Raw genomic sequence first — 13,991 nt, forward strand, 5'->3', positions numbered from 1 at the left:
AAAATGTGACGTGAAATGAAACATTATCTCTATGCAATCGGCGCCATCCTCTGCTGGGCCAGTCTGCCCGCGGCTACCGGTTCTGGTCTGGCCGGTCTTACCTCGGAAGAACTGATGTTCTTCAGTTTTACCAGCGCGGCTATCTATCTCTATCTGCAGGATGTCCTTTTGACTCGTTCGTTTGCCGTTTTTATCCCCGACCTTAAGGTCACCTTGCTGGGGGTGTGGGGGATTTTCCTCTATCACTATATCTACTATCTGGCGTTGAGCCGCGCCCCCCTTGCCGAAGGGGCCATCCTGGCAACGACCTGGTCGTTCTGGATCGTGGTTTTTTCCTCGCTGCTCCTCTACCGGAAATTAAAAATCGCCATAATTATCACCGCCCTGGTCGGAATGATCGGCGCCGCACTGGTTATTTCTTCCGGCAAAGACCTGAGTTTTGCCATGGACGCCCTGCCCGGGTATCTGCTGGCCTTATCCTGTGGTTTAATCTGGTCGAGTTTTTCGGTCGCTCTCGGTCATGTGCCGATCAAGAGAGAACCGATGACCATCTTCACCATCTATGCCGCCCTGCTGTCCACCGTTCTCTACCTGGTAACCATGCCCCATGACCTGCCGTCACCGGCGGCTCTTTTTTCGGCCATCTATCTCGGCTGCGTGCCTCTGGGCCTGTCGTTTTTTCTGTGGAACCGTGCCCTGACCGGCGGGAATATGGTGATTATCGGGTTCCTCAGTTATTTTACACCGCCTCTTGCGGTGTTCATGGTGGCGATAATCCATGGCGAAAAAATCTCGTCCCAGGTAATTTTAGGCATGGTCATTATTCTCGCTGCGGCGATTGGCGGTAAAATGAGCCTTGCCGCCAGTGGAAAAAAGAAAACTACATAAAACGTCACGGAGACATTGATGCAAGAAATGGAAACTATTACCTGGCAGGATTTTGCCAGGATCGACCTGCGTGTCGGCAGGGTTGTCACGGCAGAGGTATTTAAGGAAGCACGAAAACCTGCCTATATTCTTCAAGTAGATTTTGGTGGGGAAATCGGCCTGAAAAAATCAAGTGTGCAGATCACCGAGTTGTATAGCCCCGAGGATCTTATCGGCCGGCTTGTTGTCGGCGTGGTCAATTTTCCAAAGAAACAGATTGGTCCGGTCATGTCCGAATGCCTGATCACCGGGTTCCATAATGCAGCCGGTGCGGTCACCCTCTGTGTGCCGGACATGGATGTTCCCCTCGGGGCAAAATTGTGCTGAACGCGATAGAGTGGCAGGAGACCTTGATTGGAAATTTTTGAGATATTTTCCAGAAAAACGGAATGACGCTCAGATTACCGGAATGAAAACAGAGTGCAGCTTTCTTCAATACGGGAACGAGGTGCTGAGGGAAGTATCCGGCCTCCGGGCAGACGACATGCCGGTGAGCATCTTTATCCCCTCCAGAGTAAAATATTTTTCAATGAAAACAATAGATAGCCTGGCTCTTTGTCGTCTGCGCCGACCTGCGCCAGGGTGGTCTTTTGTGCATCCTCAGCAGAGGGAATCGACGTGCTGTACGCATTTATCCCTGGTAAGGAAGTGGCATGATAATTGAATAGTCATTGTTAAGTGAAGAAAAAAAGCTGAATAAATAAAAGTAACAGCGATATTTTTACCCAAATATTCTCATGTTACACCTCAAATGCTATTTCGACATGGAGGTGGTTATGACTGCAAGAGAAGCGATCAGAATACTGATGCTCAGCCCGATATATTTTAAGATACCACCGAATAACCGAATTAAACTGATCAAGGACTACTGTCTCTTGTATGTGTCGGAGCCTAAAAAAAAGAAATAAACCGGCACACTCTTTTTGCAGGATTATACGTCTGGTTGCCTAATCCGCGCTGTTGATCGGCATGGCGACGTTGATGCCTGTTTAAAAATAATTGTGGTTATTCTTCTTCGGCAAAATCGCATTCCATATCGATCATTTCCCGGGCTCTTTCCAAGGCGCGTTTTTCATTGTCGCCGCCCAGCGTGACAATTTGGCTGCGACCGGTTGGGTCGGTAATCTCAAAACTAAAATTCGAACACAATTGCTCCTCAGCCTTTACGGTAATATTCCAGCCTCGATACATATCCTGCACGACAGTTTTCATCATTCACCTCCACTTATTGTTGGGTATTTTGCATTTCCTTTACCATCAACAATAAAACAGCTTACTGTAATTGGAAGGCTGAGCAAGGTGCCGGGCTGGCTAAGCCCGGTGCACCACCTGGAAATTCTTTGATTTTCATTTTTTTTATAAAAGGAGAGAAATCATGAAGGAACTGGATGTGCTGATAATCGGTGCTGGAACGGCAGGACAGACCGCCGCCTTTGATCTGGTCGCCGAAGGATACCGTGTCGCAGTGGTGGAAAAGAGTGCAAAACCAGGCGGGGTATGCGCCCTGTATGGTTGCCAGGCCAAGAAATGGTTTTACGAAGTGACTGAAATTGTCGCCCGGAGCAGACATTTGCAGGGACTTGGCATCACAGTGCCTCCCACGGTCAGCTGGTCGGCGATCCTTCAGGCAAAAAACAGTTTTACCTCCCAGGTACCAGCAAGCACGGTGGCCAACCTGAAAGGAAACGGCGTGGAGTATCTTGAAGGCGAAGCGGTCTTTACCGGCCCCGATACCGTCATGGTCAATGGGACTGCCTACAAGCCGCGCTATACCATCATTGCCACGGGTGCAATGCCTATGCCCCTGCCGATAGAGGGCCATGAACTCCTGGCGACAAGCAACGATTTTCTCGATCTGGAGCATTTGCCGAAACGGATCACTTTCATCGGCGGCGGCTTTATTTCCTTTGAATTCGCCCATTTTGCCGCACGTCTGGGTGTTGATCCAGGGGAGGTCAACATCCTCGAAGCCATGGACCGACCGCTTGGTCCCTTTGATACGGACATGGTCGTGGAACTTGTCAAGGCAACCCGGGCCGAAGGGATACAGGTACGCACCGGCATCTCCATCGAGTCCATTGCCCGTGCAGCCGCGGGTTTTGTCGTGCATCTTGCATCCGGACAAACGATTGAAACGGATCTGGTCGTGCATGGCGCCGGCCGGGTGGCCGATATCGAGGGTCTCAATCTGCAGGCCGCCGGGATAACCTTCAATCGGCGCGGTATAGAGGTCGATGGTCATATGACCACCTCCAATCCCCGGGTCTTTGCCGTTGGCGATTCCGCGGCAACCCTCCAGCTGGCCCGTGTTGCCGATCAGGAGGCGCATGTCGCGGCAGCAGCGATTATCGGTCGTGGCAATGGGGAACCGTCACCGTCCATTGACTACCGCGCCGCCCCGGCAATGCTGTTTACCTACCCCATGCTCGGCTTGGTCGGCAAAACAGAGGCTGAGCTCATCAAAGAAGGGATAAAATACTGGAGGAGTTTTGCCAAAGAGGTGAGCTGGCCCACCTATCGCCGCGTCGGTATGCAACATGCCGCCTATAAAATTCTTGTCGATGGCGACAGTAAAATTCTTGGTGCACATATCCTTGCCGACAACGCCACCGGCCTGATCAATACCTTCAAACAGGCAATGCTCGACGGCACGACCGTGGCCGAACTGCATAAGGCGAACATCATGAGCCCTTATCCGTCACGGGAGAGCGATATCGTCTATATGCTGGAACCGCTGCTCGATTAGATATAATGAGCCGCCTGCAGATTTTTTGTTAAATTATCAGTGTACCGATGGGGAGGAATGTTTATAATGTTTCTGACAAATTTTTGAATTGACGGATCAGGGTGCGGAGAGAACCGCAGAAGGTCGACAAATCAATGTAACTCAACGAGTCGTAACCGGTTGGGGTGGGAAAAAGTATGGATTACAAGGACTATTACAAGACCTTGAATATTTCCAGAGACGCATCGCAGGAGGAGGTGAAGAGAGCTTATCGAAAAATGGCTCGTAAATTCCATCCCGATGTAAATAAAGATGTCGATGCCGAGAAAAAATTCAAGGAGATAAGTGAGGCCTACGAGGTATTGAAGGATGTCGAAAAACGCAAGGCCTACGATACCTTCGGCAGCGACTGGCGGGCCGATCAGGAGTTTAAACCACCGCCGAACTGGAAAAGTCGTTATCATAGAACAAGCACCGGCCCGGAAGGGGCATCGACTGAGCATTTCAGCGATTTTTTCGAGTCGCTCTTCGGCGGAGGACGGAGTCCTTTTGGGGCGGAAGATTTTTCTTCTTTCGGCCGTCAGCAACATGCGCGAGGCGATGATCTGCATGCGAAGGTCTCCATTACCCTGGAAGACAGTTACCACGGCGCCAAAAGAACCATCACCTTAAACAGAACGACGGATGACGGCAGAGGTCATCTGACCATCCAGCCCCAGTCGCTGCAGGTAACTATCCCTAAAGGGATAATCGAAGGCCAGCAGATCCGGCTCGAAGGACAGGGCAATGTCGGCTATGGTCGGGGAGCGCATGGTAATTTGTTCCTGGAGATTGTCTTTGAACCGCACCCGCTTTTCACCGTCAGTAAACGCGACGTTTTCCTGGTCCTGCCGGTGACCCCCTGGGAAGCCGCCCTGGGAGCAACCGTTGCCGTACCGACACTGGGCGGCAAGGTCGATCTGAAACTGCCGGCCAACTCCCAGACCGGTCGAAAACTCCGCCTGAAAAACCGTGGCCTTTCATCGAAAACCCAGGCCGGGCATCAATATGTCACTCTTGCCGTTTATACACCGCCGGCAGAAACAGCTGAACAGCAGCAATTGTATGAAAAGATGGCAAAAATCATGCCCTATAATCCCCGGTCCGAGCTTGGAGGTTGAGATATGAACCAGGAATTTCACTACATCGTCCTGGACGACAGCATGACTCTGGGAGTAAACGAAATCTGCACTCTTTGCCGGGTAGGTGTTGAACTGGTCAACGAGATGGTCAACGAAGGGGTACTGATCCCGGAGGGAACATCACCGGAAACATGGCGTTTTAGCGCGGTGGCCATTAAAAGAATTCAAGTAACGCTCAGATTGCAAAAAGATCTTCGAGTCAATCTCCCGGGCGCCGCCTTGGCGCTTGATCTGCTGGATGAGCTCGAGGAATTGCGCTCCCAGCTGAGAAAGATATCTTGAAAAAAATAACGTAACAACCTTATTGCATGCTGTACCTCGCTGTTTAATGATGGTGAACTGGAGTACCACTTTTAAAGGAGTATTAAATGAAAATCTATGTTGGCAACATGTCGTATGATGTTCAAGAAGACGATTTGCGGCAGGCGTTTGGCGAATTTGGCCAGGTTGACTCAGTCAGTATAATCATGGATAAATTCAGTGGCAGATCGAAAGGTTTTGGTTTTGTTGAAATGTCGACGAAAGAAGCCGGGGAGGCTGCCATCAGCGGTTTGAACGGCAAGGAATTGAAGGGACGGGCGCTTACCGTCAATGAAGCCAAGCCCCAGACAAAAACCCGGGACGATCGGGGAGGCGGCGCCGGCGGAGGCCGAGGCGGCAAGGGAGGCTTCGGCAGTGGCGGAGGCCGAGGCGGGCAGGGCAATAAAGGGAACTTCAGCGGTGGTCGGGGTGGTGCCGGTGGTGCCGGCGGTGGAAAAGGCGGCGGCTTTGGCGGCGGTGGCCGGGGACGCGGCGGGGATAGATAGTTCGGGTAAACACCTCGTAGTAATTTCCTCAACTAATCGACCTGCCGAAATTGCTGGTGTTTCCAGCTTTGGCAGGTTGAGGTGTCATTCTTTCATTTATTGTCGTTGTAAGCAATTCTCACTGCAGCAAATCATGCTGCCTCATTTAAGAATCGGGTAAGTTGTATGTGCACACTACTTAATCGGTTGAGCCGGAAGAAAGCTGTCGTCATCATGGCGGGAGTGATGTTGCTGCTAGGCACCATGGCCCATGCCGCGGCGATCCTTGAAGGCGAAAGGATGTCACCGGTACAGGGCAGGGAAGGAATGGTCGTCACCAGTCACTTCCTCGCCACCCAATCCGCCCAGGATGTTCTGAAAAAAGGAGGCAACGCCATCGATGCGGCGGTTACCGCGGCCTTTTCACTCGCTGTCACCCAGCCTCGATCGGGCAATATCGGTGGTGGCGGTTTTATGCTCATCTCCTCGGAGCAAAAAAACGAGGTGGTGGCCGTTGATTATCGCGAGAAGGCGCCGGCGGGGGCAACCGTCGACATGTTCCTCGATAAAGAGGGCAATGCCGATAGCCAGTTGTCAAGGTATTCCCATCTGGCGGCCGGCGTACCGGGGACAGTGGCCGGGCTGGCTTTAGCCCTCGAGATGTATGGCAGCATCAGTTTAAAAGAGGCGATGGCTCCGGCAATCAAACTTGCCGAGGAAGGATTTGTTGTTACGCCGCGTTTTAGTGACGGTCTGAAAGACAAGCAGGAAATGCTCAAAAAATGGGATTCCTCCAGTAAAATTTTCTATAAGCCGGACGGCAGCTTTTATGAGCCGGGGGAACTCTTTGTGCAGAAAGATCTCGCCGCAACATTAAAGCGTATTGCCGAACAGGGTGCACAGGAATTCTATGCGGGAAAAACCGCTGAATTGCTCGTGGCGGAAATGGCTAGACACGGCGGATTGATCACCATGGAGGATATGAAAAACTACGCTCCGACCATGCGTAAACCCGTGCATGGCCAATATCGCGGCTACGATATCTACTCCATGTCACCCCCAAGTTCGGGCGGTGTGCATATAGTGCAGATCCTCAATATTCTCGAAGGCTACCCTATTGCGGAATATGGCCATAATTCCGCCCGGACCATTCACCTGATGGCCGAGGCGATGAAACGGGCTTATGCCGATCGGTCCTTTTATCTGGGCGATGAAGATTTCGTCAAAGTTCCCTTGCAAGGCCTTACTTCCAAAGATTACGCGAGGAAAATCCGTGAAGGTATCGACATGAACAAGGCGACCCCGAGCAGCACCATTGCACCCGGCAAGCCGCTACCCTTTGAAAGTCACGAGACTACGCATTTTTCCATAGTCGATAAATTCGGCAACGCCGTCTCCAACACCTATACTATCAATTTCAGCTATGGTTCCGGTATTGTCGTCGAAGGCGCCGGCTTTCTGCTGAACAATGAGATGGATGATTTTTCAGCAAAACCCGGGGTGCCGAACGCCTACGGCCTAATCGGCGGGGAGGCGAACAAAGTTGAACCCAACAAGCGGATGCTCAGTTCCATGTCGCCGACTATCGTCAAACAGCATGGCAAAAATTTCCTGGTTACCGGCAGCCCGGGCGGTTCAAGAATTATCACCACCACCCTTCAGGTGATCATGAATGTCATTGACCACGGTCTGAATATCCAGAGTGCTGTCGCGGCCCCCCGCTTTCATCATCAGTGGCTTCCCGATGAGCTGCGTATAGAAGAAGGCATCAGTGTCGATACCATTAAAATACTTCAGGAGCAAGGGCACGCGGTGCAGCAGAAATCGGCAATGGGCGCTATCCAGTCGATTATGGTCAAGGATGGCATGATGTATGGCGGCGCCGATCCGCGCAGGTCTACGGCGCTTGCCGCCGGGCTCTGATCGGCAGATCAGATATGTCGCAACATACCTCGTTGCAATCCATTGAAGCGGGAGTTCTGCATGTCACCTATAGTGACAATGGGCCTGCAGACGGTACCCCGGTGCTGCTTTTGCACGGCTTCCCTTATGACGTGCATGCCTATGACGAGGTAAGTCCTTTCCTGCTTGCAGCAGGGTGTCGGGTGATCGTCCCCTATCTGCGCGGATATGGTCCGACACGCTTTGTTTCGGCGGACACGCCACGCTCGGGGCAGCAGGCGGCACTGGCCTATGATCTGCGTGCCTTTATGGATGCCCTGTCGCTGCCCAGTGCCGTCCTCGCTGGATATGATTGGGGAGGGCGTGCCGCCTGCATCGTCGCCGCTCTTTGGCCTGACCGCGTGCGCGGGCTTGTGTCGGGAGGAGGGTACAATATTCAAAATATTCGCAAATCGATACACCCTGATTTACCGGAAAACGAATACCGCTTATGGTACCAGTATTATTTTCATTCCGAGCGCGGGCGGGCAGGCCTGACGCAACATCGCCAGGATTTTTGTCGGCTCCTCTGGCGGCTCTGGTCTCCCGGTTGGAACTTTTCCGAAGAAACCTACCAGCGTACCGCTGCCTCTTTTCATAACCCTGATTTCATCGACGTGGTAATCCATTCTTACCGGCATCGCTTTGCCCTCGTACCCGGTGATCCTGCCCTGGAGGAAATAGAGCAGCGCCTGGGTAGACAACCGAAAATATCCGTACCGACCGTTGCCCTTGATGGCAAAACTAATGGGGTCCTCCCCCCGGACGGATCGAAACACCACCAGCCCTTTTTCACCGGAAGGTATCAAAGCCGGATGCTTGACGGGATTGGCCATAATGTGCCCCAGGAGGCGCCCGGCGATTTTGCCGCGGCGGTGCAGTCACTTCTTTGAAGCATCCCTCTGTAATTTGCCCGTCCACTTCATTGCCAGCATAAAAATTTTCTCCTGTTTATCCCTTCAGCTTTTCTGGATTTTTCTGTTAATCGACTCTATCTTAATGCTCAATTGCAGCTGTCGTGGCTGCAGGTAGAGCTGATGAACCAGACCGTATTGTCCCGGGTGTATCGTACGGCGGCAGTGCAATGTTGGATGATTTTCGTATGCAGTTCACCGCGTTCAGGGTCAGCGTTCCAGGGAGCTTCGGAGGATTGAAAATGACACATATCCAGTTGTATTTTCAGCACCATTTTCTGTTTCCTTTCCTTTGTCTTTTTGTGCTTCTATGCGTTTCTTCCGCAGAAGGACAGCAACCGGGGCAACCAGTGCCCGTTATCGTCAAGGAGGCGAAGATCGATCGCTTCGTCGACCGTGTTGCCGCTCTCGGCACCCTGCGGGCCAACGAAACCGTGGATCTCTCGGCAACGGTCACCGATACGGTAACAGTCATTCATTTCGACGACGGTCAGCGGGTACAGGCGGGGGATATCTTAATCGAGATGACCAGCACCGAGGAGCACGCATTGCTGGAAGAGGCTCGGTCGACCCTGCTCGAGGCACAAAAACAATATGACAGAGTGAAGCCCCTGGTCGCAAGGGGAGCGGCGGCCAGATCGCAGCTTGACGAGCAGCGGCGCGATTATGACACCGCCAGGGCGCGCTACCGGGCGATCGAGTCCCGGTTGCAGGACCGCTTGATTGTTGCACCTTTTGCTGGGGTGGTCGGCCTGCGAAATATCAGTGTCGGTGCCCTTATTGAGCCAGGAGACATCATTACGACTCTCGATGACGACAGCGTCATGAAGCTCGATTTCACCGTGCCGGCGATGCATCTGGCGACACTGAAAACAGGTGTGCCTGTAGAGGCCAGGGCGCCGTCCTTTTCCGGGCGTACATTTTCCGGAGAGATTACCGCCATTAACAGTCGAATCGATCAGACAACCCGTTCCATTGTCGCCAGAGCCATTCTGCCTAATCCGGACCGATTGTTAAAGCCCGGTCTGCTCATGCATGTAGAACTCCTGAAAAATCCACGCGAGGTGGTCGTTATTCCCGAGGAAGCCCTGATTCCGACCGGACAGAAAAACCATGTGCTGGTCGTCGATCGCTCCACCGACCCCCTGGTTGCCGAACGCCGCGAGGTGACCATCGGTGCTCGCCGGCCCGGGGAAGTGGAGATACGAGACGGTCTCAAGGCAGGTGAATTTGTCGTTATTCATGGCACCCTTCACGCACGTCCGGGCCAGCAGGTGCGGATTATCGCCGTGGCCACGGCCGACGAATCACTGGAACAGTTGCTGCAGCAGGGGAGCGGAGGTCCGGGCACATGATTTTATCCGATATCTCCGTCAAAAGGCCGGTATTTGCCTCGGTGATCTCCCTCTTCCTGGTGGTTTTTGGGCTTGTGGCGTTCAACAGGCTGCCGTTGCGTGAGTATCCGGATATCGATCCGCCGGTTGTCACCATTGAGACCATTTATCCCGGCGCTTCGGCGAACGTGGTCGAAACGCAGATTACCCAGCTCATCGAAGAACGGATCTCCGGCGTTGAAGACATTCAGTTTATCGAGTCAACCAGTGAAGACGGCCGCTCCCTGGTGACCATCGAATTTACCACCGGACGGGATGTCGACGGGGCGGCCAACGATATCCGCGACCGGGTCTCCGGCATCCTCGATGACCTGCCGGATGAAGCTGACCCGCCCGAAATACAGAAAGTCGATTCCAACGACGATGTCATCATGTGGCTGAATCTGACCAGTGACCGTATGACCGTACCGGAGCTGACAGATTATGCCGACCGGTATCTGGTCGATTATTTCTCTGTGCTGCGCGGAGTTGCCACGGTGCGAATCGGCGGCGGCCAGAGCTTTGCCATGCGTGTCTGGATCGACCGCCAGGCCATGGCAGCGAGAGGGCTGACGGTAGGCGATATTGAGGACGCATTGCGCACCGAAAACCTCGAACTGCCGGCGGGCAGCATCGAATCGGCCAAACGTGCTTTCACGGTGCGTGTCCAGCGTGCCTTTCAAACGGCGGAGGAATTTCAGCGCCTGGCCTTGAAGCGCGGCGACGACGGGCATATCATTCGTCTGGGAGATATCGCCCGGGTCGAGCGGGGAACGGAAGAGGATCGCACCTTCTTTCGGGGCAACGGCGTGCCCATGGTTGGCCTGGGCATCATCAAACAATCGACGGCCAACACCATTGAGGTGGCCCGCGCCGCCAGGGCGGAGATGCTTCGCCTCAATCCGAGCCTGCCCGAGGGCATGGAAATCAGACAGAGTTATGACACCTCGGTTTTTGTCGAAGGGGCGATCAACGAGGTGTATAAAACCCTGTTGATCGCCATTGGTCTGGTCGTTCTGGTCATCTTTCTTTTTCTCGGCAGCGTTCGGGCCACGCTGGTACCTGCCGTGACCGTGCCGATTTCTCTTATCGCTACGTTTATCGCCCTGGATGCCCTTGGTTTTTCGGTCAATCTACTCACCCTGCTGGCGCTGGTTCTGGCAATCGGGTTGATCGTCGATGATGCCATTGTCGTGCTGGAAAATATCCATCGGCGCATGGATGAGAGAGGGGAGTCCGCTTTGGTGGCGGCCTACCGAGGGACCCGCCAGGTAGGTTTTGCGGTCATCGCCACCTCGCTGGTGCTGATCGCGGTGTTTGTGCCCATCGCCTTTCTGCAGGGGGATATCGGTCGGCTGTTTTCCGAGTTTGCTCTGACCATGGCCGCAGCGGTGTTCTTTTCCAGTGTCGTCGCCCTGAGCCTCTGTCCGATGCTGGCATCGAAAATTCTCAAGCAGCGATCCGGCGAGCAACGAAGCAATCGGCGTATCGACCGCTTTTACCGCGGCATACGCAAGCGGTACCGGCGGGTGCTGAAAAAAGCCATACGGTACCCGGTCGTGGTCCTTGGCGTTTTTGTCCTGCTGCTCGGCGCGACACTCTGGCTGTTGGGGCAGATTCCGTCCGAATACGCGCCCAAGGAAGACCGCGGGGCCTTTTTTGTCCTGGTCAACGGGCCGGAAGGTGCGACCTTTGACTACATGGAAGAATATATGGACGAAATCGAGCGGCGTCTCATGCCGTTTATCGAAAGCGGTGAAGCCACCCGCCTGCTGGTGCGTGCGCCGCGGGGTTTTGCAAATATTGCCAATTTCAACTCCGGCATTGCCATCTTCGTTCTGAGTGACTGGAGCGAAAGACGGCCGGCCTGGGCAATAATGCAGGAGGTGCGCGGCCGGCTCGCAGGTCTCCCCGGGGTGCGCGCCTTTCCGGTGATGCGGCAGGGTTTCGGGGCGGCTATTCAAAAACCGCTGCAGTTTGTCATCGGCGGCAGCACCTATCAGGAGCTGGCGCAGTGGCGGGACATCCTCCTGGAACAGATCGAAGCGGATAATCCCGGCCTGATCGAGATTGACTGGGATTATAAGGAAACCAAACCCCAGGTGCAGGTGAACATCGATTATGATCGTGCGGCGGAAATGGGCGTGACCATCGGGGTAATCGGCCGGACCCTGGAAACAATGCTCGGCTCCCGCCGGGTAACGACCTATATCAATGATGGTGAAGAGTACGATGTGGTACTCGAGGGTGAGCGCGATGCGCAGCGCACCCCGACCGACCTGCAGAATATTTATGTACGTTCCTCACGCAGCGGCGATCTTATTCCGCTGGCCAACCTGGTTACCCTGGAGGAATTTGCCGACTCGAGTGCACTCAACAGATATAACCGGGTCAGAGCGATAACCCTGCAGGCAAATCTGGACGATGGACTGGTCCTCGGCGACGCCCTGACCTCTATGGAGGAGCTTGTTGAAAAGCATCTGCCGGGAAAGGTTATCATCGACTATAAAGGGCAGTCGCGGGATTTTAAAAAATCGGGCCAGTCGGTCATCTTCGTTTTTCTCCTCGGAATTCTCGTCGTCTTTCTTGTTCTGGCGGCGCAGTTTGAGAGCTATATTGATCCCTTGGTTATCATGCTCACGGTTCCCCTGGCGATAGTCGGCGGACTGCTTGGGCTGTATCTTACCGGCAGCACATTGAATCTCTACAGTCAGATCGGCCTGGTCATGCTCATTGGCCTGGCGGCGAAAAACGGCATCCTCATCGTCGAGTTTGCCAACCAGCTGCGCGAGCAGCGGCTGTCTTTTTATCATGCCGTCCTGAAAGCCTCGGAAATCCGGCTGCGTCCTATCGTCATGACCGGTATCACCACCGCAGCCGGAACGATCCCCTTGATTCTTTCTTCCGGAGCCGGGGCAGAGACCCGGATGGTCATCGGGGTTGTCGTTCTGGCCGGGGTCTTGTCGGCAACTCTTTTTACCCTGTTTGTCGTGCCGGTTGCCTACGCCCTGCTTTCCCGACAAACCAGCTTGCCCGGTTCAGTGGCAAGACGTCTGCATCAGGAAGAGTCATTATCGGCTGAGAGGGCAAAAAACAGGATTTTGCCGAAATGAGCGAGAAGATGTGCCGGGACGGCCGTGGTGATGTCCAGAGGGAGTTGAGGTATTAAATCGTGCTTCTTGCGGTTATATCATTGCAAAAATTGGCATTGTCCTGTTGATTAATTAAGGCATAGATCAGAAACCTGTATGTCTATGTTGCATGAAATAGAGCTGGAAGCGCAGTGGAAATATATGGCTGATGTTTGAGGTTGGCGCCGGAATGGCAAAAAAATTATAAGGAACCCGAGATAAAATCCCCCATCATGAAAAGTCTTAATCGAAATATGAGCTACTCGCTCATCGGTATTGTTATTTTTTCCCTCATTTTTTATGCCATTGGCGCGAGCAGGGGCAAGGGTGTTGATCCGAAACAAATAGCAGCAGTGGAAAGTCGGTTGGCAGCACTTGAGTCACAATTGACAATCCTCAAAGAAATGTCAGCATCGGATGACAAGACAGAAGAACAACTGCAGAGTATTTACGATGAATTGTCCAATATGAAGAAAAATTTTGTCACGGTGACGGCAGTTGAACAATTGCGAACGGAACTGCAGAACACCCAGGATAAAAATTTTGCTTTACTTCGCATCGCCATCGAGGAATCTATCGAGGACTCAGCTCTACCACCTGAAAAACCTGAAATGCTTCAACCACTCGAAACACCTGCAGAAATAGAACCATTAGAAACAGCAGAGCCACGCAAAATAGACAAAACCGATGCCGTCAGGGAAACAATTAAAGCAGTCAAAGCTACCAAAACAGCCAAACCGGCCAAACAAGCTGAAGTGATCAAACAAATCGAGGTAATCAAAAAAGCCGAGGTGGCCACATCGGCCGAGGCGGTTTATCACGTTGTCCAAAAAGGCGAAAATCTGTATCGCATCGCCCTCAAGTACGGCCTTACGGTCGATCAGCTCAGAAAATTAAACAATCTTCCCGCCGATGCCTCAATTCAGCCCGATCAAAAACTGCTGGTGAAATAATTCCGCAGCATCCCTTTGCCTTGCGACCATGTCTTTCCCCCTCTTGCGGCGCTGATTTCCC

The 13,991-nt window shown here is 53.2% G+C and carries 13 protein-coding genes; 11 read left to right on the forward strand and 2 right to left on the reverse strand.

Annotation, left to right across the window (positions count from 1 at the left end):
- Nucleotides 1–15: 15 nt before the first annotated feature.
- Nucleotides 16–888 (forward strand): DMT family transporter, encoded by an 873-nt coding sequence (locus ACYQ8U_RS03135; protein WP_459944056.1) that lies wholly within the window; start codon nucleotides 16–18, stop codon nucleotides 886–888.
- 27 nt (nucleotides 889–915) lie between these two features.
- Nucleotides 916–1,254, forward strand: coding sequence for a tRNA-binding protein (locus ACYQ8U_RS03140; RefSeq protein ID WP_459944097.1), 339 nt, complete (start codon nucleotides 916–918; stop codon nucleotides 1,252–1,254).
- Between the two features lie 678 nt (nucleotides 1,255–1,932).
- Here the strand turns inward: ACYQ8U_RS03140 and ACYQ8U_RS03145 are convergent.
- A complete protein-coding gene (locus ACYQ8U_RS03145) occupies nucleotides 1,933–2,142 on the reverse strand; it encodes a hypothetical protein (protein ID WP_459944057.1) in 210 nt (69 codons plus the stop codon).
- A 160-nt stretch (nucleotides 2,143–2,302) separates the two neighbouring features.
- Here ACYQ8U_RS03145 and ACYQ8U_RS03150 point away from each other — a divergent pair, with 160 nt between their 5' ends.
- From ACYQ8U_RS03150 to ACYQ8U_RS03175, 6 genes are all read left to right on the forward strand, one after another.
- Entirely contained in the window at nucleotides 2,303–3,673 is a 1,371-nt protein-coding gene (locus ACYQ8U_RS03150; protein ID WP_459944058.1) for a dihydrolipoyl dehydrogenase family protein, read from the forward strand.
- Between the two features lie 176 nt (nucleotides 3,674–3,849).
- Nucleotides 3,850–4,812 carry a DnaJ C-terminal domain-containing protein gene (locus ACYQ8U_RS03155; RefSeq protein WP_459944059.1) on the forward strand — a complete coding sequence of 321 codons (963 nt, stop codon included), beginning with the start codon at nucleotides 3,850–3,852 and terminating at the stop codon, nucleotides 4,810–4,812.
- A gap of 3 nt (nucleotides 4,813–4,815) precedes the next feature.
- Nucleotides 4,816–5,115, forward strand: coding sequence for a chaperone modulator CbpM (locus ACYQ8U_RS03160; protein WP_459944060.1), 300 nt, complete (start codon nucleotides 4,816–4,818; stop codon nucleotides 5,113–5,115).
- Between the two features lie 86 nt (nucleotides 5,116–5,201).
- Complete coding sequence (gene rbp / locus ACYQ8U_RS03165; protein ID WP_459944061.1) at nucleotides 5,202–5,639, forward strand: RNA-binding regulator; 438 nt, start codon at nucleotides 5,202–5,204, stop codon at nucleotides 5,637–5,639.
- A gap of 165 nt (nucleotides 5,640–5,804) precedes the next feature.
- Complete coding sequence (gene ggt, locus ACYQ8U_RS03170; RefSeq protein WP_459944062.1) at nucleotides 5,805–7,541, forward strand: gamma-glutamyltransferase; 1,737 nt, start codon at nucleotides 5,805–5,807, stop codon at nucleotides 7,539–7,541.
- Nucleotides 7,542–7,555: 14 nt separating this feature from the next.
- The gene (locus ACYQ8U_RS03175) at nucleotides 7,556–8,452 is read left to right on the forward strand and encodes an alpha/beta fold hydrolase (protein ID WP_459944063.1); all 897 of its coding nucleotides are present in this window, start codon (nucleotides 7,556–7,558) and stop codon (nucleotides 8,450–8,452) included.
- Between the two features lie 110 nt (nucleotides 8,453–8,562).
- On the opposite strand, the gene ACYQ8U_RS03180 is transcribed toward ACYQ8U_RS03175, so the two are convergent.
- Nucleotides 8,563–8,748, reverse strand: a complete 186-nt coding sequence (locus tag ACYQ8U_RS03180) for a hypothetical protein (RefSeq protein ID WP_459944064.1) — start codon at nucleotides 8,746–8,748, stop codon at nucleotides 8,563–8,565.
- Between the two features lie 75 nt (nucleotides 8,749–8,823).
- On the opposite strand from ACYQ8U_RS03180, the gene ACYQ8U_RS03185 reads away from it, so the two are divergent.
- The 3 genes from ACYQ8U_RS03185 to ACYQ8U_RS03195 all read left to right on the forward strand — a co-directional run bounded on the left by ACYQ8U_RS03185 (nucleotide 8,824) and on the right by ACYQ8U_RS03195 (nucleotide 13,930).
- Nucleotides 8,824–9,828 carry an efflux RND transporter periplasmic adaptor subunit gene (locus ACYQ8U_RS03185; RefSeq protein ID WP_459944065.1) on the forward strand — a complete coding sequence of 335 codons (1,005 nt, stop codon included), beginning with the start codon at nucleotides 8,824–8,826 and terminating at the stop codon, nucleotides 9,826–9,828.
- Complete coding sequence (locus ACYQ8U_RS03190; protein ID WP_459944066.1) at nucleotides 9,825–12,959, forward strand: efflux RND transporter permease subunit; 3,135 nt, start codon at nucleotides 9,825–9,827, stop codon at nucleotides 12,957–12,959. The genes ACYQ8U_RS03185 and ACYQ8U_RS03190 overlap by 4 nt, the downstream gene beginning before the upstream one ends.
- 251 nt (nucleotides 12,960–13,210) lie before the next feature.
- Nucleotides 13,211–13,930, forward strand: a complete 720-nt coding sequence (locus tag ACYQ8U_RS03195; protein ID WP_459944067.1) for a LysM peptidoglycan-binding domain-containing protein — start codon at nucleotides 13,211–13,213, stop codon at nucleotides 13,928–13,930.
- The last annotated feature ends 61 nt before the right edge of the window (nucleotides 13,931–13,991 follow it).

The organism is Desulfocastanea catecholica (assembly GCF_054657295.1).

Excerpts from the sequence above, each read along its gene's own strand:
- ACYQ8U_RS03135 (WP_459944056.1), top strand. The coding sequence starts at position 16 with ATGAAACATTATCTCTATGCAATCGGCGCCATCCTCTGCTGGGCCAGT.
- ACYQ8U_RS03140 (WP_459944097.1), top strand. The coding sequence starts at position 916 with ATGGAAACTATTACCTGGCAGGATTTTGCCAGGATCGACCTGCGTGTC.
- ACYQ8U_RS03145 (WP_459944057.1), bottom strand. The coding sequence starts at position 2,142 with ATGATGAAAACTGTCGTGCAGGATATGTATCGAGGCTGGAATATTACC.
- ACYQ8U_RS03150 (WP_459944058.1), top strand. The coding sequence starts at position 2,303 with ATGAAGGAACTGGATGTGCTGATAATCGGTGCTGGAACGGCAGGACAG.
- ACYQ8U_RS03155 (WP_459944059.1), top strand. The coding sequence starts at position 3,850 with ATGGATTACAAGGACTATTACAAGACCTTGAATATTTCCAGAGACGCA.
- ACYQ8U_RS03160 (WP_459944060.1), top strand. The coding sequence starts at position 4,816 with ATGAACCAGGAATTTCACTACATCGTCCTGGACGACAGCATGACTCTG.
- rbp (WP_459944061.1), top strand. The coding sequence starts at position 5,202 with ATGAAAATCTATGTTGGCAACATGTCGTATGATGTTCAAGAAGACGAT.
- ggt (WP_459944062.1), top strand. The coding sequence starts at position 5,805 with ATGTGCACACTACTTAATCGGTTGAGCCGGAAGAAAGCTGTCGTCATC.
- ACYQ8U_RS03175 (WP_459944063.1), top strand. The coding sequence starts at position 7,556 with ATGTCGCAACATACCTCGTTGCAATCCATTGAAGCGGGAGTTCTGCAT.
- ACYQ8U_RS03180 (WP_459944064.1), bottom strand. The coding sequence starts at position 8,748 with ATGGTGCTGAAAATACAACTGGATATGTGTCATTTTCAATCCTCCGAA.
- ACYQ8U_RS03190 (WP_459944066.1), top strand. The coding sequence starts at position 9,825 with ATGATTTTATCCGATATCTCCGTCAAAAGGCCGGTATTTGCCTCGGTG.
- ACYQ8U_RS03195 (WP_459944067.1), top strand. The coding sequence starts at position 13,211 with ATGAAAAGTCTTAATCGAAATATGAGCTACTCGCTCATCGGTATTGTT.